The 19330-nt window shown below is 37.7% G+C and carries 17 protein-coding genes and 2 riboswitches; of the genes, 2 read left to right on the forward strand and 15 right to left on the reverse strand.

The window, feature by feature from the left end:
- The first annotated feature begins 1 nt into the window (after window position 1).
- Entirely contained in the window at window positions 2–1765 is a 1764-nt protein-coding gene (locus JZO69_RS02415; protein ID WP_207111309.1) for an ABC transporter ATP-binding protein, read from the forward strand.
- 53 nt (window positions 1766–1818) lie between these two features.
- Here JZO69_RS02415 and JZO69_RS02420 read toward each other — a convergent pair whose 3' ends face one another.
- On the reverse strand, window positions 1819–2355 hold the full coding sequence (locus tag JZO69_RS02420) for a folate family ECF transporter S component (protein ID WP_207111310.1): 537 nt from the start codon (window positions 2353–2355) through the stop codon (window positions 1819–1821).
- A gap of 415 nt (window positions 2356–2770) precedes the next feature.
- Window positions 2771–2859: riboswitch (THF riboswitch) on the reverse strand.
- Between the two features lie 73 nt (window positions 2860–2932).
- Entirely contained in the window at window positions 2933–3355 is a 423-nt protein-coding gene (gene mgsA / locus JZO69_RS02425) for a methylglyoxal synthase (protein WP_207111311.1), read from the reverse strand.
- Between the two features lie 185 nt (window positions 3356–3540).
- Between mgsA and JZO69_RS02430 the strand changes: the two genes are divergently transcribed.
- Window positions 3541–4650, forward strand: coding sequence for an ABC transporter ATP-binding protein (locus JZO69_RS02430; RefSeq protein WP_207111312.1), 1110 nt, complete (start codon window positions 3541–3543; stop codon window positions 4648–4650).
- Window positions 4651–4691: 41 nt separating this feature from the next.
- On the opposite strand, the gene JZO69_RS02435 is transcribed toward JZO69_RS02430, so the two are convergent.
- The 13 genes from JZO69_RS02435 to JZO69_RS02495 all read right to left on the reverse strand — a co-directional run bounded on the left by JZO69_RS02435 (window position 4692) and on the right by JZO69_RS02495 (window position 19242).
- Window positions 4692–5324 carry a hypothetical protein gene (locus tag JZO69_RS02435; RefSeq protein ID WP_207111313.1) on the reverse strand — a complete coding sequence of 211 codons (633 nt, stop codon included), beginning with the start codon at window positions 5322–5324 and terminating at the stop codon, window positions 4692–4694.
- Between the two features lie 163 nt (window positions 5325–5487).
- Window positions 5488–7152, reverse strand: coding sequence for a formate--tetrahydrofolate ligase (locus JZO69_RS02440; protein ID WP_207111314.1), 1665 nt, complete (start codon window positions 7150–7152; stop codon window positions 5488–5490).
- Window positions 7153–7187: 35 nt separating this feature from the next.
- On the reverse strand, window positions 7188–8375 hold the full coding sequence (locus JZO69_RS02445; protein ID WP_207111315.1) for a M20 metallopeptidase family protein: 1188 nt from the start codon (window positions 8373–8375) through the stop codon (window positions 7188–7190).
- A 161-nt stretch (window positions 8376–8536) separates the two neighbouring features.
- Entirely contained in the window at window positions 8537–9919 is a 1383-nt protein-coding gene (gene lpdA / locus JZO69_RS02450) for a dihydrolipoyl dehydrogenase (protein WP_207111316.1), read from the reverse strand.
- A gap of 17 nt (window positions 9920–9936) precedes the next feature.
- Complete coding sequence (gene gcvPB, locus JZO69_RS02455; RefSeq protein WP_207111317.1) at window positions 9937–11376, reverse strand: aminomethyl-transferring glycine dehydrogenase subunit GcvPB; 1440 nt, start codon at window positions 11374–11376, stop codon at window positions 9937–9939.
- Window positions 11373–12689, reverse strand: a complete 1317-nt coding sequence (gcvPA, locus tag JZO69_RS02460; protein WP_207111318.1) for an aminomethyl-transferring glycine dehydrogenase subunit GcvPA — start codon at window positions 12687–12689, stop codon at window positions 11373–11375. The genes gcvPB and gcvPA overlap by 4 nt, the downstream gene beginning before the upstream one ends.
- Before the next feature lie 3 nt (window positions 12690–12692).
- The gene (gcvH, locus tag JZO69_RS02465) at window positions 12693–13076 is read right to left on the reverse strand and encodes a glycine cleavage system protein GcvH (RefSeq protein ID WP_207111319.1); all 384 of its coding nucleotides are present in this window, start codon (window positions 13074–13076) and stop codon (window positions 12693–12695) included.
- 22 nt (window positions 13077–13098) lie between these two features.
- On the reverse strand, window positions 13099–14184 hold the full coding sequence (gene gcvT / locus JZO69_RS02470; RefSeq protein WP_207111320.1) for a glycine cleavage system aminomethyltransferase GcvT: 1086 nt from the start codon (window positions 14182–14184) through the stop codon (window positions 13099–13101).
- A gap of 196 nt (window positions 14185–14380) precedes the next feature.
- Window positions 14381–14486: riboswitch (glycine riboswitch) on the reverse strand.
- Window positions 14487–14518: 32 nt separating this feature from the next.
- A complete protein-coding gene (locus JZO69_RS02475) occupies window positions 14519–15511 on the reverse strand; it encodes a linear amide C-N hydrolase (protein ID WP_207111321.1) in 993 nt (330 codons plus the stop codon).
- Between the two features lie 23 nt (window positions 15512–15534).
- The gene (locus JZO69_RS02480; RefSeq protein ID WP_207111322.1) at window positions 15535–16746 is read right to left on the reverse strand and encodes an MFS transporter; all 1212 of its coding nucleotides are present in this window, start codon (window positions 16744–16746) and stop codon (window positions 15535–15537) included.
- 233 nt (window positions 16747–16979) lie between these two features.
- Window positions 16980–17882 carry a 16S rRNA (adenine(1518)-N(6)/adenine(1519)-N(6))-dimethyltransferase RsmA gene (rsmA, locus tag JZO69_RS02485; protein WP_207111323.1) on the reverse strand — a complete coding sequence of 301 codons (903 nt, stop codon included), beginning with the start codon at window positions 17880–17882 and terminating at the stop codon, window positions 16980–16982.
- Window positions 17879–18475, reverse strand: coding sequence for a ribonuclease M5 (gene rnmV / locus JZO69_RS02490; RefSeq protein WP_207111324.1), 597 nt, complete (start codon window positions 18473–18475; stop codon window positions 17879–17881). The genes rsmA and rnmV overlap by 4 nt, the downstream gene beginning before the upstream one ends.
- A complete protein-coding gene (locus tag JZO69_RS02495) occupies window positions 18472–19242 on the reverse strand; it encodes a TatD family hydrolase (protein ID WP_207111325.1) in 771 nt (256 codons plus the stop codon). The genes rnmV and JZO69_RS02495 overlap by 4 nt, the downstream gene beginning before the upstream one ends.
- Window positions 19243–19330: the final 88 nt, after the last annotated feature.

Consider the following 19330-nt stretch of genomic DNA (forward strand, 5'->3'; position numbering starts at 1 on the left):
CATGATGACGAAAAAAACTGCCAACAACTCATTTAATCGCTTCATGCCTTATTTACTCCGTTATCCTAAGGAAATGATTGCTGCCGTTTTTCTTGGTATTCTTAGCGGTTTAACAACTGTTTTGATGACTTATTACATGGGAAAATCTGTTGATACAATGGTTGCACAAGGTCACGTTGATTTTTCACGTCTCCTGCAGCTCCTTAGTACGTTAGCTGGTATTTTGATCATTACCGTTGGCAGTCAATGGCTGATCCAGCGCTTAGGAAATCGTGTGTCTTATCTTTCCGTTGCAGAACTAAGAAAAGATGCCTTTGCACATTTAAATCGCCTACCTTTAAATTATTATGACCAGACTTCTCATGGAAATATCGTTAGTCGTTTTACTAATGATATGGACAATATTTCGGTTGCCTGCTCAGCTGTTTTTAACCAGTTATTTTCTGGACTATCTGTGGTGATCATCGCATTTTTCTTTATGCTTAAACTTAGTCCCATACTCACAGCTGTCGTTTTGATTTCAACGCCAGTCATTTTTCTAGTCAACTGGGTCGTTGCAAAATCGTCTCAGAAAAACTTTTCTGCTCAACAAAAAATCGTGGGTGAAATTTCTGGCTATGTTTCTGAAATGGTTGGTAATCAAAAAATCGTTAAGGCTTTTCAACAAGAGCAAGTCTCTCAGCAACACTTTGAAGCATTGAATCAACAATTGTATGTGCGAGGACAAAAAGCTCAATTTTCATCGTCTCTAACAAATCCACTTTCTCGCTTTATTGACCACTTAGCTTATTTATCGATTGGTCTTGTTGGCGGATTATTATTATTAAGCGGTAATTCAGCTATTACGATTGGCGTGATTTCCAGTTTCACGATCTACTCCAGCCAGTTTTCTAAACCTTTTATCGAGTTGTCAGGAATCACTACACAAATCCAAACAGCTCTAGCTGGATTAGATCGTACTTTTGAAATCATCAGCCAATCAGAAGAAAAACCAGATGGAAAGCATGCCTTTGTTTTAACTAATGTCGAAGGAAAAGTTGTTTTTGATCATGTAGATTTTGCTTATACACCAACAAAACCATTGATCCAAGACTTTAATTTGACAGCCTCTCCTGGTGAAACAATCGCAATTGTTGGGAAAACAGGCGCTGGTAAATCAACCTTAGTCAATTTACTGATGCGTTTTTATGAAGTTGATGGCGGCCAAATTTCAATTGATGGTCATAAGATTACTCAAGTCACTAGAGATAGCTTACGTAAAAGTTTTGGGATGGTTTTGCAAGATACTTGGTTATTTGACAGCACTATTCGTGATAATCTGACTTATGGAAACGCTGAAGCAACGGATGAGCAAATCGAAACAGCTATGAAAAAAGCTTATATTTTTGATTTTGTAACTCGTTTGCCTAAAGGATTAGATACAATGATCGGTGCTAGTGGGATCAAAATTTCTGAAGGGCAACGGCAATTAATGACGATCGCCAGAACAATGATCAGTAATCCCCCGATGTTGATCTTAGATGAAGCAACCAGTTCTGTTGATACTTTGACTGAAAAAAATATTCAAGATGCTTTTTTACAAATGATGGACGGACGAACAAGCTTTGTGATTGCCCATCGTCTTTCAACGATCAAAAATGCAGACAAAATTTTAGTCATGGAACAAGGTTCTGTGGTAGAAATCGGGAGTCATGATGAATTGATCCAGAAAAAAGATGGTTATTATCACGCCTTATATGAAGCTCAATTTAAAAATCAAGTATAAGAAACAAAAAGCCTCAAACTTCCTTGGGATGTAGGAAAGTTTGAGGTCTTTTTTTATTTAAAATTGGTTAATGATCTATTCAAAAATTGCTTATAAGGAACTTTATTCCCTAAATAATAGGTAGCAACTACTTGTATCGGGAAAAACAGAATATTCTTCACGATTCTAGGCGCCCACCAAGCGAGATTGGAAATATTTACACCATACATTAAACCAAGCCATAACGGGGTTAGGAACATGTGAATAATCAAGGTAACTGATAAAGTCGCCATAATTACTCTTTTCCAAGTTAATTCTTTCTTATAATAGAAGAAACCATAAATCGCACCAGAGATAAACGCATTCAACGTAAATCCAGGGAAATAAGGTCCTTTAGGAAATAACAGCATACCGACTGTATCCGCTACGGCACTACCGATTCCTGTCCAAAATGGCCCAAAAAGAATTCCCATCAATGATTCTGGAATAAAGGTCAAACTAATTCGTAAAAATTGGGTTTCAAACGAAATAAATCGTGTAAAAACCACCATTAACGCAATCAATAAACTCATCAACGTAATGGTCCGTGTATCAATTTTTCTTTTCTTCATTTCTAGCATCTCCTCTAAGAGCTGCTACACAAAATATGCAGCGAATGCGAAAACAAAACCGCGAATATAGAAAAGCGGAATGAAGCGTTTAGCCTTTTAGAAAGTTAGGAATCTGAACTTGGAACGTCTTTTGTTCCATGTGAAGATTATCTACTTTCCTCAAAGGCTGCTTCATGCAGCTAGATCAATGAAAAGTGGAACGAACCGCTTATCTCTTTTGAAAATTAGGAAAGTAGCATTGAAACGCTTTTCGTTTCACTGATACTTTATCTATTTTCCTAAAGAGATGGTTCGTGCAGCTAGATCACTGAAAAGCGGAATGAACTCATTCAGCTTCAACTGAAAAATAGGGAATACTATTTGTGACGCTTTTTACCACTAGCATTATTCATCTTTTTTCCGAGAAGCTAGTTCATACAGCTAGATCACTTTTCTCATATATTCTTCGTCCGAAAGGCAACATCCCATCCTTTCAGCACTTAACGCTTTATTTCCTACTCTGTTTTATTTAGGCCTAAGCCTAAAGGAAATATAGCATATTCCCCACGTTGCTGCAACGAATTTTGGCGAAATTTCATCAGAAAAACAAGGGCTTATTGTCTGATTCATGAACTACATTTCTAAAGTCTACAAAACCTGCTTGCAATCCTCTCAATAAAATTTCAGCTGTTCCAATATTGGTCGCCAAAGGAATCTCGTAAACATCACTCAACCGAATCAATGCCGTAACATCAGGCTCATGTGGTTGTGCTGCTAATGGATCTCGTAAAAAAATCACCATATCCAGCTTATCTTCTGAAATCATGGCTCCAATTTGCTGATCACCGCCTAAAGGTCCTGATTTAAACCGATGTACTGGCAGACCTGTAGCTTCCGAAATTCTCAAACCAGTCGTTCCTGTAGCAAATAGTTCATGCTCTTTTAATATCGGTTGATATGCCAAGGTCAATTTGACCATTAAATCTTTTTTTCGATCATGCGCTATCAATGCAATTTTCATCGTTGATCCCTCAATTCACTTATTTTCCCTATTATAACAAACTCTTCTACTATAAAGACAAAGGATTGTTTGGGATTTGTCACTTTGACGAAAAAATGAATTTTTTCTTGTGCAACCTTCCGTTGAGAGTGTACAGCGCTTTCATTTATACTATGAATATAATAAAAAAGAAAAGAGTGACGACAATGGTAGAAATGGCGTTAAAAAATGTCTATAAAAAATATGATAATGCAGAAAACTATTCTGTAACAGATTTTAACTTAGAAATTGCAGACCGTGAATTCATTGTTTTTGTAGGTCCTTCTGGCTGCGGTAAATCAACAACGCTACGCATGATTGCAGGCTTGGAAGATATCACAGAAGGTGAACTGTCAATCGGTGATAAAGTAATGAATGATGTTGCGCCAAAAGACCGAGACATTGCTATGGTTTTCCAAAATTATGCCCTTTACCCACATATGACTGTTTTTGATAACATGGCTTTTGGGTTGAAACTTCGTAAATATGACAAAGCTGAAATCAAACAACGGGTAGAAAATGCTGCTGAAATTTTAGGATTGACTGAATATTTAAAACGTAAACCTGCCGCATTATCTGGTGGACAACGCCAGCGTGTTGCTTTAGGTCGGGCCATTGTTCGTGACGCAAAAGTCTTCTTGATGGATGAGCCTTTATCCAATTTAGATGCAAAATTACGGGTAGCTATGCGTGCTGAAATTGCTAAATTACATCGTCGTTTAGAAACCACAACTATCTATGTTACTCACGATCAAACAGAAGCAATGACTATGGCAGACCGAATCGTTATCATGAAAGACGGCTTTATTCAACAAATCGGGTCACCAAAAGAAGTCTACAATACACCGAATAATATCTTTGTCGCAGGCTTTATCGGATCCCCTGCCATGAATTTCTTTAACGTTACATTAAACAACGGAGTCATTCGTGACGGACATGGATTAGAATTAATAATTCCAGAAGGAAAAAACAAATTATTAGTTGAAAAAGGCTATGAAGGCAAACCAGTTATTTTTGGTATTAGACCTGAAGATATTCACAGTGAACAAGTTGCTTTAGATACAATGAATGATGCTGTCGTCCGCTCTGAGGTTGTGGTATCAGAACTATTAGGTGCTGAAACAATGCTTTATACAAAATTAGGTGACACAGAATTTATTTCAAAAGTGGATGCTCGTGATTTCCATAAACCTGAAGAAATGGTTGATTTAGCTTTTAATATTAGTAAAGCTCACTTCTTCGATCCAGAAACTGAACAAGTCATCAAATTACCTTAGATAATAAAAAATGAGCAGCGAATTTGTCCGCTGCTCATTTTTTATTGTTGTGGTTCAATCTCTTGGGGAAGATTGTCCACCTTTACTTGTTCCAATTTTTTAGCTTGACTAAATACTGGAATATCAAATTGTTTACTTAATGCATTTGCCACAAAATAAGCAATGTTGTAGTCGATTAAGCTATGGATCAGTCCGCCAAGTCCCATCAATAAAAAGATCGAGTATATATATCCTTGTGTATAATAAGTTTCCGGCATATTCCCCATTGTATAAAAAACACTTACTACAGCTAATTCTGCAGCAGAATGTATTAAGCCGATCATTAAATTGAATAGCTGAAATCGCCCATTGAAGAAAACAACTTTATTTTTAGATAAAACAATTGTAGGATGCTTCTGCAAATAACGTGCACCTATTACTGCGAATAACAAATGAGAAAGTGCTCTTAAAGCAATAATTGGTGTCGCTGATAAGAAAAAACCAAATCCTGTTCCTAAACTTACCGCAACCGCTACACCTGGCGAAAAAAACATCGCTAGAAATAATGGTACATGACTAGCTAAAGTAAAAGAAGCTGGTCCTATGGTGATTCTCGGCATCACCATGGGAATAATAATCCCCATCGCAACCAATAAAGCGGCAATCGTTAAATGTCTGACTGAATTCTTTTTCATTTTCTCCTCCGACGTGTCTTGACATATCTGGTATTGTTTATTTTACGAGAAAAAACGAAAGGTGTCAAGACACATATAGATTTATTTTAACCTAAAAACACCTCAACGATTCGATCATTAGAATCATTGAGGTATTTCTTATTCGTCTACTGTACTCTTCAACTTAGAATAAACCAACGATCTTCCCATCAGAATCAACATCGATTTTTTCGTAAGCGGCTTTTTTCGGTAGTCCAGGCATCGTCATCACGGTTCCTGTGTAAGCCACAATAAATCCTGCACCTGCTGATATTTTAATATTACTGATGGTTATCGTAAAGTCAGTTGGTCTTCCCAATTTTGTTTGATCATCTGAAAATGAATATTGCGTCTTAGCCATACAAATCGGTAAATGACCAAATCCAAGTTTTTCCAATTTAGCGATTTCTCTTTCAGCAATCGGTTCATAGCGAACAGCATTCCCACCGTAAACTTTCTCTACGATTGCACTAATTTTTTCTTTGATCGACAATTCATCTGGATAAGCAAATGAAAAATGATTTTCCTGCTCTGATAGACGAACAACTTCTCTGGCTAATTCTTCACCGCCAGCACCACCATGCGCCCAAACGTCTGAAAGAACCACATTTACATTGCGTTTTTCACATTCTTTTTTTACCAGCTCAAGTTCTGCATCTGTATCTGTAGGAAACTTATTGATTGCAACAACCGTTGGTAAGCCAAAAACAGTCGTTGTGTTTTCGATATGTTTTAATAGATTCGGTAAGCCTTTTGTTAAAGCAGCTACATTTTCAACACCTAGCTGATCTTTCGGTATACCGCCATGCATTTTTAACGCGCGAACAGTTGCAACTACTACAACTGCTGAAGGACGAATACCAGATTTTCGACATTTGATATCAATAAATTTTTCTGCTCCTAAATCGGCACCAAACCCACCTTCTGTCACGACATAATCTGCTAATTTTTTAGCTGTATTCGTTGCGATTACACTGTTACAGCCGTGAGCAATATTTGCAAACGGTCCGCCATGAATCAACGCTGGATTATTTTCTAGTGTTTGAACTAAATTAGGTTTGATCGCATCTTTCAACAAAGCAGTCATTGCACCTTGTGCATTTAAATCTCTGGCTGTAACTGGCTGATTGTCATAAGTATAGCCGATAATGATATTGGCTAGTTTTTCTTTTAGGTCTTCGATATCATTGGATAAACATAAAATTGCCATGATTTCTGAGGCAACTGTGATTTCAAATCCATCTTCTCTAGGGACACCATTGACCCTAGCACCTAGACCATCAACGATATGTCTTAATTGACGATCATTCATATCCACCGCTCTTTTCCAAGTGATTCGGCGATTATCGATGCCTAGCTCATTCCCTTGAAAAATATGGTTATCAATAATTGCTGCTAACAAATTATTTGCCGCCCCAATGGCATGAAAATCCCCTGTAAAATGCAGATTGATATCTTCCATAGGCACAACTTGAGCATAGCCGCCGCCTGCCGCTCCTCCTTTGATCCCAAAAACTGGCCCTAAAGAAGGCTCTCTTAAAGCGATGATCGTATCTTTTCCGATTCGATTTAAAGCATCCCCTAAGCCAACAACAGTTGTTGTTTTCCCTTCACCAGCTGGCGTTGGCGTAATTGCTGTGACCAAAATGACTTTCCCATTTTTATCTGCTTTAATTTTTTCAACTTCAATTTTTGCTTTATATTTTCCATATAATTCAAATTGATCTTCATTCAATCCGATTTTTTCTGCCACTTTGGTGACTGGCAGCATCGTTGCTTCTTGCGCAATTTCAATATCTGATTTGACCACATTTTCCCCTCCGTTTCACCATATCTTTAATAATGTCAGCCTTTTTTCAACCAAGACATCGCTGTATCTGTATACACTTTTACACCTTCTACCAAGGCAGATTCATCAAAAACAATCGCTGGATTATGCAGATTGATATTTTCTTCTGATGCAACCAAAAGAACAGTTGTCGTTGGAATCAATTGACTGATTTCGCCAAAATCCTCACTGCCCATAAGTGGCGTTGATGTAGGAATCGCAACGATTCGATCAGCTCCAAAAGTCTCTGTTAATGATTTTTTAGTAAATGCTGTCAAGTCTGGATCATTCACATTCGTAGTACAGCCATTCGTGAAAACGACTTCTGCTTCTGCGCGAAAGGCCTTGGCAATATTTTCAGCCATTGCTGTCATGCGTTCTTTAACTTGCGTGCGTACCTCTTCTTTTAATGTCCGCAAGGTTCCTTTCATCACTGTTGTTTCGGGAATAATATTTGAAGCGCCTGGAGTTCCTCCAGTAAATTCACCGATAGTTAAAACAAAACGTTCTTCCGAGCCAATCTCTCTAGCTGAAAGTTCTTGTAAAGCTGTATAAATATGGACCGCTACATTGATTGGATCGATCGATGTCTCTGGTTGAGAGCCATGTCCGCCTCGTCCTTTGATATTGATCTCAAACCAATCCGCACTGGCCATAAACGTTCCTGCGGGTGTCGGCATGATTTGTCCAGCTTTAAGTCCTTTAAAAGGAAAAACATGAATCATCATCCCTGCATCTACTTTAGGATTCTCTAATACCTGATTTTCGATGCAATCTTTTGAACCTGAAAGAATTTCTTCACCTGGTTGAAATAGTAATTTTACTTGCCCTTCTAATTCATCTTCAAATTCTTTTAATAGTTTAGCCGCTCCCAACATCATTGTTGTGTGCATGTCATGTCCGCAAGCATGCATATAACCATTTTCAGATTTAAATGGTAAATCAGTTAATTCTCGAATCGGCAATGCATCCATATCGCCACGTAATAAAAATGTTTTCCCACTCTTTTTACCAGCTAATGCTGTGACACCAGATTTTCCACAAGGTTGGGGATCGTAGCCATATTCTGTGAGTTTTTCTTTTACAAAAGCAACCGTATTCGGCAACTCCATTCCAATCTCTGGATTCTGATGAAGATGTCTTCTAATTTGAATCAGTTCTTCTTCTAAGCTATCGGCAAATCCTTTTTGTTTTTCTGTCAGCATTATTTTTTCTCCTCTTCTTTTAAAACTAAGCGACTTTTGATGGCTTTGTAAAATAAATCGAGCATTCGTATTTTTTATCAACCAATAATCAACCAAAGCTAACGATAAGAAGCTTCTCTTATTATAGTACCAAACATTTCAGATTATTTGCCATGTTTCTGTTATTTTTTCGGTATTGTGTGGATGCCCAAGCCTTGGAGATTTTCGTAAGCCTCTCCCACGCCTTCATTATACGTTGGATGTGGATGGATAATTGCAGTCACTTCATCAATCTTTAAACCGTTAACGATCGCAGTTGTAAATTCACTGATCATATCAGTTGCTCGATCACACATTAACTGAGCACCAATAATTTTGTTATTATTTTCCTCAGCAACAACTTTGATAAATCCTAACGAAGTCCCTGCAATCATTGTTTTTCCATTTCCAGCCATAGTATATTTACCGATTTTCACTGAGATTCCTTGATCTTTTGCCTCAGCTTCTGTAATGCCAACAGAGGCAATTTCGGGTGTTGTATAAATACAAGATGGGCTATTATTTAAGTCATACTCTGGTGATTGCTGATTCATTGCCAAAACAGCATTTACACCTTGCGCCGAAGCAACATGCGCCAGTTGTTCTCCACGACTTACGACATCTCCAATAGCATAAATTCCTTTGATCGATGTTTCAAATGTGTCATCTACCCAGATGCTTTGGTTTTCTATTGTTATATTTAAGTTAGGTGCAAATATTCCCTCAAAACTCGATTTTCGACCTGTAGCAATCAAAACAGCATCACTTGTGACTGAGCTTTCTTTCCCTTTAATAGTATAGTTACAGGTCAACTGTTGTTCTTTGGTAATGCTGGTAACAATCGATTTGGTCGCTATTTTGATTCCTTGTTTTTTCAAAACCATTGCTAATTTTTTGGAAATCTCACTGTCAAAATTGGGAAGTAAGGTATCCGCCGTTTCGATAATCGTTACTTCACAGCCCAATGCATTAAAAATAGTTGCAAATTCTACACCGATCACACCACCGCCAATAATCGTCAATTGCTTATAATTATTTGGCTGTGCTAAAAGCTCATTACTTGTCAATACACCTGACAAATCACTACCAGGAATTGGTGGAAATGCAGGTTTTGAACCTGTTGCAATCAGTATTTTTGCGGCTTTATATATTACGCCTGCAACATCCACTGAATCAGCGCTTATGATTTTAGCTTTTCCACTAATCAATTCAATGTTATTTGCCTTAACTAAGCTTTCAATTCCCTGAACCAGATTATCGACTACTTGGTTTTTATGGGCATAGATTTCATCCATATCGATCCGAATATCACTGATATGAATGCCGTTTTTGCCAGCATTTCTTGCCTCATGAACAATTTCAGCAGAGTGTAACAAAGCTTTCGTTGGAATACAGCCTCGATTTAAACAAGTACCGCCAACACGATCACTTTCAACTATAGCTACTTTCATTCCCAGCTGGGCAGCTTTGATTGCTGCCACATAACCGCCAGGACCTGCACCAATTACAATTAGATCATACCTCACCTTTTCAACTCCTCTTTTCACTCCGTCTTAAAATCATAACGAACGATTGGATGTCTCGCTGCTCTAACTTCGTCCACTCGATGGATTTGAGCATGCAGCGGATATTCGTGAAATGCTTCTGGATTTTTATGGGCAGCTTCATATAGCTTACGATAAACCTTGATCGCGTCATCCATTCGTTCTTTTGACTCAGTTTCAGGCGGCTCTATCATTAGCGCTTCCGGCACCGTCAAAGGGAAATACATTGTCGGCGGATACATCTTATAATCCAAAATCCCTTTAGCCATATCTAAAGCCGTGATCCCTGTTTCTTTTTTCAATTTATCCAAGCTGATAACAAATTCATGCATACACGTCTCGCCATACGGTACTTCAAAGATATCTTTTAATTCATGAAGCATATAATTGGCGTTCAATACCGCACCTTTAGAAGCTGAAGAAATTCCTTCTGATCCTAAAAATAATATATAAGTCAACGCACGTAAAAATACTGAAAATTGGCCATAGAATCCTTTGACCATTCCAATTGAATGTTCTGGTTCTGTAAATGTGATTTTATCTCCATTTTTTACTGGATAATAATTAGGTAGGAAAGGTTTTAATATCGCTTTACACCCAACAGCACCTGAACCTGGACCGCCACCGCCATGGGGTGTGGAAAAAGTTTTATGCAAATTCAAATGAATAATATCAAAGCCCATATCACCCGGTCGAGCAACACCCATAATGGCATTCAAATTCGCTCCATCATAGTAATTCAGCCCACCAGCATCATGAACAATCTTCGTGATTTCTAAAATATTCTTATCAAAAATACCTGCTGTATTTGGATTAGTCAGCATCAACCCAGCCGTATCTTCACCCACAGCTTCTTTCAACGCTTCAATATCAACACAGCCGTATTTATCAGAAGGAATATTGACGGTGGTCATACCAGTCATTGCCACACTAGCAGGATTTGTTCCGTGAGCCGAGTCTGGTACAATAATTTTATTTCTTTGTGGCTGGCCATTTCTTTCATGATAGGCTTTGATCATCAATAAACTCGTAAACTCACCATGTGCACCTGCTGCGGGTTGAAAAGTAATCGCATTCATGCCAGTGATTTCTTTTAGTAGACTTTCCGCCATGGTAAAGACTTCTAATGAGCCTTGAACAGTATGTTCCGGCTGTAAAGGATGAATAGATGCAAAAGCTGGATAGGTAGCCATTTCATCGTTGATTTTAGGATTGTATTTCATTGTACATGAGCCTAACGGATAAAAACCATCGTTGATCCCAAAAGTAGCATTTGCTAGTTCTGTATAATGGCGGCTGATTTCCGGTTGAGGCAGTGATGGTAAATGTAGTGTTTTTTTACGTTTCATTTCATCTGGAAGTGCAATAGTCGGCACATCACAAGGGGAAATCATTTCATTATAGTAGCCTTCCGCACTGCGTTCAAAAATCAATTTCATTGATTACACGCCTCCTTTACCAATGATACAACCTCATCCATTTGCTCTTTCGTGTTCATTTCCGTTACACACCATAATAGCCCTTGATCAGTCGGATAACCGCCAAGAATATCGTGTTCTTCTAATTTGGATAGTATAACGGTATCTGCTACAGGAAAAGTCATTGTAAACTCATGGAAAAAAGGACTGTCATTGGTTCGTTCAACACCTTGTATTAGACCTAATTGATCTGCTAAGTAATGAGCTTTACTATAACATTGCCCAGCCACTTCTTGAATACCTCTAGCACCCATCGTACTCATATAAGCTGCATTCGTTAACGCACATAAAGCTTGATTGGAACAAATATTCGATGCTGCTTTCTCTCTACGAATATGTTGCTCACGTGCTTGCAAGGTCAAAACAAACGCTCGATTGCCAGCTTCATCTACTGTTTCACCAGCAATACGCCCAGGTAATTTACGAATCATCTTCTCTTTAGTCGCAATAAAACCAATATAAGGACCACCAAAAGCCAACGGTAAGCCAAATGGCTGTGAATCTCCAACAGCAATATCTGCATTGACTTCCCCAGCAGTCTGTAAAACTGTACTTGCCACGGGATTTACATTCATAATAAATTTAGCTTTAGCCTCATGAACCAATTCTGCCATGGCTTCAACGTTTTCAATTCCACCATAATAATTTGGTTGTTGAACAATAAAACAAGCACTTGTATCATCCAACTGTTCTCTTAAAACAGACAAATCAGTCAGCCCATTTTTTTCTGGAATCCTCACAAATTCAATATCTCTAGAACTAAAATATGTTAACGCCGTCTGAATCGTCATCGGGTTTGTGGTCTCCGAAATCAAGACTTTCAAACGTTTTTTCTCTAAACACATATTGATTGCTTCAGCTGTGGCCGTTGCTCCGTCATAAACAGAAGCATTCGTTGCATCCATTCCAGTTATTTCACAAATCATGGTTTGATATTCAAAAATAGACTGCAGCAAGCCTTGACTGATCTCAGGCTGATAAGGTGTATAAGATGTCATGAACTCTTCTTTTGCTGAAATTTGCTTAACAATCGCAGGAATATAATGATTGTATGCACCAGCACCACGAAAAATAGTTGAGAATACTTTATTTTTCTTGCCCATATTTTCCAAAATACGCCGAACCTCAAACTCTGATTTTCCAGCTGGGATATCAAGTTTTTCCACCAGCATTTCTTTGGGGATATCTTGGTAGAGCTCACTCATATTTTTTAGACCAATTGTTTCAAGCATTTGTTGTTGTTGTTGTTCTGTAGAGCCAAGATAATTTCCCATTCATTACGCCTCCTCAGATTCTTCGCAGAATGTCTTATATTCGGCAGCTGTTAGTAGCTCTTCAGTTTCTTCAACGTTCTCCACTTCGATTAACCATGAATCCAAAGGTGCTGAATTGATCAACTCTGGACTGTCCATCAGTTCTTCGTTGATTGCAGAAACGGTACCAGTTATTGGAGAATACGCTTCTGAAACGGCTTTAACAGATTCAATATCAGCGAATGATTCTCCTTTTGTGACTTCATCACCTTCATCTGGAAGATCGATAAAAACAATATCACCTAGCTGATCCTGCGCGTAATCAGACAATCCTATTTTCACTTTGTCCCCATCAAAAAGTACCCACTCATGTGATTTTGAAAATTTCATTTCTTCTGCGTTTGCCATAATAAATATCCCCTTTTTCAAATTATTTTTTTATAAATGGTAATGCTACGACTTCAGCTGCAATTTTCTTGCCCCTGACTTCTACTTCAACAGGTGAACCAATTTCTACAAAGCCCTTCTCAACTAATGCCATCGCACAAGCTTTATTTATAAAAGGACACATTGTGCCTGAGGTTGTTTGTCCAATTTTTCTTCCATTCAAATAAACATCCGCGCCTTCACGAACAATTCCTCGTTCGGTCAATTCTAAGCCGATCCGAGTGATTTGTGGTTCGCCTTTGTCATCAAGTGCTTTTTTACCTATAAAATCTGCTTTTTTCATTTTGACAGCAAAAGCTAAATCTGTTTCAAAAGGTGTGATCTCTTCATTCATTTCATGTCCATAAAGCGGCATTCCTGCTTCTAAACGTAACGTATCACGAGCACCTAAGCCACAAGGAATGATGCCGTATTCTTTGCCTGTTTCCAATAAGATATTCCATAATTTGATACCATCTTCAGCCTTACAGTACAATTCATACCCAAATTCTCCTGTATAACCCGTACGTGATAAAATACAAGTTACGCCGCCAACATTCGCCTCTTCCGTGAAACTATAATATTTTTTAGGTATTTCTGCTGCTGGAGTCAATCTTTCAATAATTTCTTTTGCATGTGAACCTTGTAAGGCAAGTTGAGCAAAGTCATCTGACTGATCTATACATTCAACTTCACCGAATAAATGCTGTTTCATCCACGCAATATCTTTTTCTTTATTTGCTGCATTGATCACTAATAAATATTTTTCCTCATCACATTTATACACTAATAAATCATCAATCACACCGCCATTTTCATTACACATTAACGTGTATCTGACGCGACCTATTTCTAAATTACTAAAATCATTTGTTAACAAATACTGCAAATTCGCCAAGGCATCTTTTCCTTCATATACGACTTCACCCATATGGGAAACATCGAATAATCCTACTTGATTCCGAACAGCTAAATGTTCTTTGATCACACCGCTATCTTTGTATTGGACAGGCAGAGTGTATCCAGCAAACGAAACCATTTTCCCGTTTGCTAAAAGATGTGCATCGTATATAGGTGTTTTTAAATCCATCTTTTTTACTCCTTTGCTTCTTCGTATTTTTGAATCTGTTTTTAGTAATTTTTTAATGACCCCTCCAAGTCATAAAAGTATATAAAAACAGAGGAGCGGGCATCTGAAAAAAATGCCTGCTCCTCTGTACAAAACCTGAGAGATTCGTCTTCGATTTGAAGAGTTGCTCCTTCGGTGCTTTCGCTTTCCAGAGTGATGTCCAATTACGGTCCTTTGTACCTGAGATCTTCATAATCAATCGTTTGCGTCACTTGATTATTTATTCCTTCGGTGCTATGACTAGTCTCTCCCGTAATTTTCTTTCATCTAATCTAATTTTATATGTCTGCGATACTTAGTCTTTTTTAGTTATTGAATAATAGTGTTGTTCTTTTTTTAAATCAAAATATTGAGGTGCAGAACTATCCAGTACGCCTTCGCTTAATGCTAGTCTTTGAATCATACGATTCTCATATAAATGAATATACATTACTTTTTCTTTGCTGTCGTAGGCGCTGGTATATTGTGTATACTGTATATCTTTATCATTGCTAACTTTAACAACACCTTTAGGGATATCAAAACTGTTTAGAATATGAAAAATTTGTTCAACTGCTAAATCATCACTGACCGATTCTGAAAAGTGTTTTAAATAGGTAGCTCGAACAAATCGTGATTGCGGTGTAAAATCTCCCGGAATTCCCCGTAAACCTGAGCCTTTTCCGTTTGAAAAAACATGCAGATCTTCCAACTGAATATCTGGTGCTATCTGATCACTAAGTCCCACATAATTTTGAAGATTAGTTAAATGCCAATCAAATTTAGGGCTATTGGTAAAAACACCTACAGGATTGTCATAAATCTCATATTCTCCATCAACAGAGGGTTCAACAACTACTGAACATCCAGATTCATCTTGAAATACATAATGTTGTGGTATCCCAAAAAAGTTATCCACGATGGCTATCGCTGTATCTTGATTTACTCGCTCTTTAAGCTCTTCAACGGTAGCATAATTCGTTAATGCGTACGTCACAAATTCAGCACCTGCTAATGGTAATTTGTCCATAGCACGAATCTGCTCTGCTTCAATATAACGATTATAATTGCCAAAGTAAAAAGAACCGCCCATCAAGCCTTTTTCATTCACACCATCCACTAATAATGGGTTGCCTCCGACAGCTACTCCCATTACCGCATAACGGGTTTTAAAACGATCTAAAGAAACAGCCAAATCATAGTTTCTTGGAATAATAGCTCCGTCATACGCTAGTTCTACATTAAACTCCTGCGTTCGTCCCCAATAACTATTTCCTTCCTTTGAAGTAATCGTAATGCCCGTACACATTTTCTCACATCCCTTTAAATTTTTCAAAAATTGGATTTATCTTTATTTGTTTTTTTGATCAGCAGTGTAATTGCCCCAGAAATAACGTATGAAATCCCTATAAACAAGAAAGAGCTGAAGAAGTTTCCATCTGATAATTGAACCAGTGCACCAATAATCGTTGGCGCTACAAATCCGCCAGATACACCAATCGCATTAATTGTGGCATATTTTGCTGAAACTTCATCTGAAGGAAATATTTTCACCGGTAGACTCATAAGTGTAGCAAAAGCCAAACTAGAACAAGCCACAGCTAAAGCTAAAAAAATCATGCTTAGTAAAAATGTTCCTACAACTGAAATCAAAATAGCAAAAAAACCTCCTCCAATCGTGGCAGCAAAAATCACTTTTTTCTCTTTGCCGACAAAAAATTTATTGACCATGAGCCCTCCAAACATTGCCGCCATCATTGTAAAAAAACCAATAATTGCAGTAACATATGCAGTTTGGGTCAACGCAAGTCCATGAGCTTCCACAAGGTACGTTGCCATCCAGCCATTAATTCCATATATTGCAGCATTAATAAAAAATGCCGCAAAAATCAAAATCCAGACATTTTTATCTTTCAAAACTTCACGAAATGAAATACTATTATTCTTTTTTAAATGCTCTTTTACTCCACCAAATTCTTTTGGAATCACAAAATACATCATAACAGCTACAAGCATCACTGCGGCACCTAAAAAATAATACGTTTTATGCCAACCGACTTGCAACAACAATGGAGCAATCAACAACGGTCCGACAATCGCAGCAAAACCAGAAGAAGCGATCATCGTAGATTGCGCTGGTCCCCGTTTTTCTATGGGTAATTCTTGAGAAATAAACGTACTGACAGATGACGGATAACCCGAATGAGCAAACGACCCTGTCATAAAGCGAATGAAAATCAAGTATAATAAAGAAAAACCAAAGCCAAATAGAAAAAGGAAAATCCCCACTAAAAAAACAGAAATAATCATCATCTTTCGTGTTCCGATTTTATTAGACAAGTACCCAAACGGAATTTGAAAAATCGTATAACCTAGAAAAAAAGCACTAAGTATGAGCCCTTTTTGTTGCGGTTCAAAGCCTAAATCATTTGCAATTGTAACCAGCGACATGCCAATTGTCGTTTTATCTACATAAATACATGTGTATCCAAGAAAAATAGCTATCAACATCCAACGAATATGTCTAGTTTCACTTTTTTCCAACTAATCACTCCTTCACGAGAAAGCGCTTTCTATATATAATTATGCTTGTTATTTTGGAAAAGTCAATAACTCATTTCAATTATTATACATAAAGTCGCAATAAATATTTTTTTCTACTCATTTTGAGGAACTCCTTATCAATCCTTCTTTTGAAATGGATACACTAAAAAGCAGGAAAGCAAATTCATCCTATTTGCTCCACCCGCTTTTAGCTAAATTTATACTGCTCTATGTTACTTAGATGCTAAAAAGCTTAACCGATTTTTTTCCAATGTATTGCTTAAACGTCCAAACTCTTCTAATGACAACGTTTCGCCACGGCGTGTAGGATCAATTTCAGCCTCTGCTAAACTTGCTGTCAACCAAGCTTTTGTTTCTTCATCTTTACCGTAAAAATGAATCAAATTATTCCATAATGTTTTACGGCGTAATTGGAATGATGCTTTTGTCAATTTAAAGAACTCTTTTTCATCTGTAACTTCAACTGCTGGTTTGTCTCGTTTAGTCAACTTGATGATTGCAGAGTCAACATTAGGCTGAGGAATAAAAACAGTTTTTGGGACAATAAATGCGACACTTGCTTCCATAAAATACTGTACAGCAATCGACAGTGATCCGTATGCTTTGGTTGAAGGTTTTGCCGAGATACGATCCGCGACCTCTCTTTGCATCATAACGATCATTTCTTGTACGTCTAAATCAGATTCTAAAAAGTGCATCATGATTGGTGTGGTGATGTAATAAGGTAAATTTGCAACGACCTTGATTGGAAGATCTTGCTCGAAAACTTCATTTGTTGTACCCACTAAATCTGCTTTTAACACATCATTATGGACAACTGTGACGTTTTTATATGGGCTCATCGTATCTTCTAAAACAGGAATCAAGCGGTCATCGATTTCAAATGCTAAAACTTGCGCCGCATTCTTAGCCAACTGTTCAGTTAAAGCGCCAATACCAGGACCTACTTCTACCACATTTGTTTGGGTATCGATTCCAGCAGTTTCAACGATTTTGCGTAAAATATTAGGTTCTGTTAAAAAGTTTTGTCCTAAACTTTTTTTGAATGAAAAGCCGTGTTTCTTCAATATTTCTTTGGTTCTTGAAGGGGTGGCTATTTCTTTATATTCTGTCAAATTGATTCCTCCGATTTGTCTTTAGGTGATTCATTTAAGCTATTCATTACTTCTACTAGTTCTGTTTCTGTAATGCGGAACATTTTTAAGCGTTTGGTTAATTGTTTGCTATTTGTATAGCCGATGCGTAATTCATCGCCTAACTTTTCTCGACGTTCTTTTGCATGAGCTCCCGCTATTAAACCATATTCTATCAAGGTTTGTCTAGGAATTTCTTGGTAATCATCCGTCTCATTGATTGGGGTCACAATTTTTTCTAATGCTTCTAAAATCGCTGCATCGCTAGCATGTTCTACACCTAAACTTGAACCGCGCTTTTTGGGCGCAGCCAAGCTTCGTGAAAGAAACGCATGCTTGGCATCAGGAACCACTTCCATGATTGTTTTACGAATTTTTTCACCTGAAAAATCTGGATCGGTAAAAATAATCACACCACGAGTCTCTTGGGCATGTTCGATTTGTTCTAAAATATCATCATTAATTGCTGAACCAATCGTTTCGATCGTATCTGCATCAACAACTTCTTGAATGCGTCTGGTATCGTCTTTTCCTTCAACGACAATAATTTCTTCAATTCTCAGCTTTTCTGTCATTGGTCTAACCTGAACAAACGGTGAGCATTCTTTGTCGTTTGCTTTGCAATTTCTTCAAATGGAACTTCTCGTAGTTCTGCGATTTTTTCCACTACATAACGAGTATAGCCCGGTTCATTGCGTTTACCTCTGTATGGAACAGGTGCTAAATATGGTGCATCCGTTTCAACCAGTAATCGGTCTAATGGGACTGCTTTCGCTACTTCTTGTACTTCTAACGCTTTTTTAAACGTCACAACACCGCTTAAAGAAATATGCATGCCCATATCTAAAAATTTCGCCATCCACTCAGGATCCCCACTAAAGCTGTGCATGATTCCACCAATATCACGAATATCCTCTTCTTTTAAAATCTTATAGGTATCTTCCATCGCATCTCGAGTATGAATACTGATGGGTAGATTCATTTCTTTGGCGATTGCGATTTGACGTCGGAACACACGATCCTGAACTTCTTTAGGATCTTCCATCCAATAATAATCTAAACCAATTTCACCTAATGCAACCACTTTTGGTGTTGTTAATAGTTGCTGCAACTTTTTCTCGATTTCAGGCGTATAGCTTCCCGCTTCGGTTGGGTGCCAGCCGATGATACTTTGGATCTCTTTATATTGTTGGCTAAGTTCTAGAGACTTTTCGATCGTCGGTGTATCAAAACCAACCACCGCCATCTCTGTCACACCTAACTCTTTTGCACGTTCAATTGTTTCTGGAATATCTTCATTAAATTGTTCTGCGTTTAAATGGGTATGAGAATCAAAAATCAAGTAAACCCCTCCTCTATCTTCTATACTTTATCACATTTTAACCAAAATCTGAATGGACAGCACTGATAAATTATCAGCTTCTTATTAT

This window comes from Candidatus Enterococcus ikei, from assembly GCF_017316105.1.
Lineage (GTDB): Bacteria > Bacillota > Bacilli > Lactobacillales > Enterococcaceae > Enterococcus_L > Enterococcus_L ikei.

Bases quoted from the DNA above. Each gene is read 5' to 3' on its own strand.
- JZO69_RS02415 (WP_207111309.1), top strand. From the start codon at position 2: ATGATGACGAAAAAAACTGCCAACAACTCATTTAATCGCTTCATGCCT.
- JZO69_RS02420 (WP_207111310.1), bottom strand. From the start codon at position 2,355: ATGAAGAAAAGAAAAATTGATACACGGACCATTACGTTGATGAGTTTA.
- mgsA (WP_207111311.1), bottom strand. From the start codon at position 3,355: ATGAAAATTGCATTGATAGCGCATGATCGAAAAAAAGATTTAATGGTC.
- JZO69_RS02430 (WP_207111312.1), top strand. From the start codon at position 3,541: ATGGTAGAAATGGCGTTAAAAAATGTCTATAAAAAATATGATAATGCA.
- JZO69_RS02435 (WP_207111313.1), bottom strand. From the start codon at position 5,324: ATGAAAAAGAATTCAGTCAGACATTTAACGATTGCCGCTTTATTGGTT.
- JZO69_RS02445 (WP_207111315.1), bottom strand. From the start codon at position 8,375: ATGCTGACAGAAAAACAAAAAGGATTTGCCGATAGCTTAGAAGAAGAA.
- gcvPB (WP_207111317.1), bottom strand. From the start codon at position 11,376: ATGAAATTGATTTTTGAACGCAGTGCGGAAGGCTACTATAATGAAATG.
- gcvPA (WP_207111318.1), bottom strand. From the start codon at position 12,689: ATGGGAAATTATCTTGGCTCTACAGAACAACAACAACAACAAATGCTT.
- gcvH (WP_207111319.1), bottom strand. From the start codon at position 13,076: ATGGCAAACGCAGAAGAAATGAAATTTTCAAAATCACATGAGTGGGTA.
- gcvT (WP_207111320.1), bottom strand. From the start codon at position 14,184: ATGGATTTAAAAACACCTATATACGATGCACATCTTTTAGCAAACGGG.
- JZO69_RS02475 (WP_207111321.1), bottom strand. From the start codon at position 15,511: ATGTGTACGGGCATTACGATTACTTCAAAGGAAGGAAATAGTTATTGG.
- rnmV (WP_207111324.1), bottom strand. From the start codon at position 18,475: ATGACAGAAAAGCTGAGAATTGAAGAAATTATTGTCGTTGAAGGAAAA.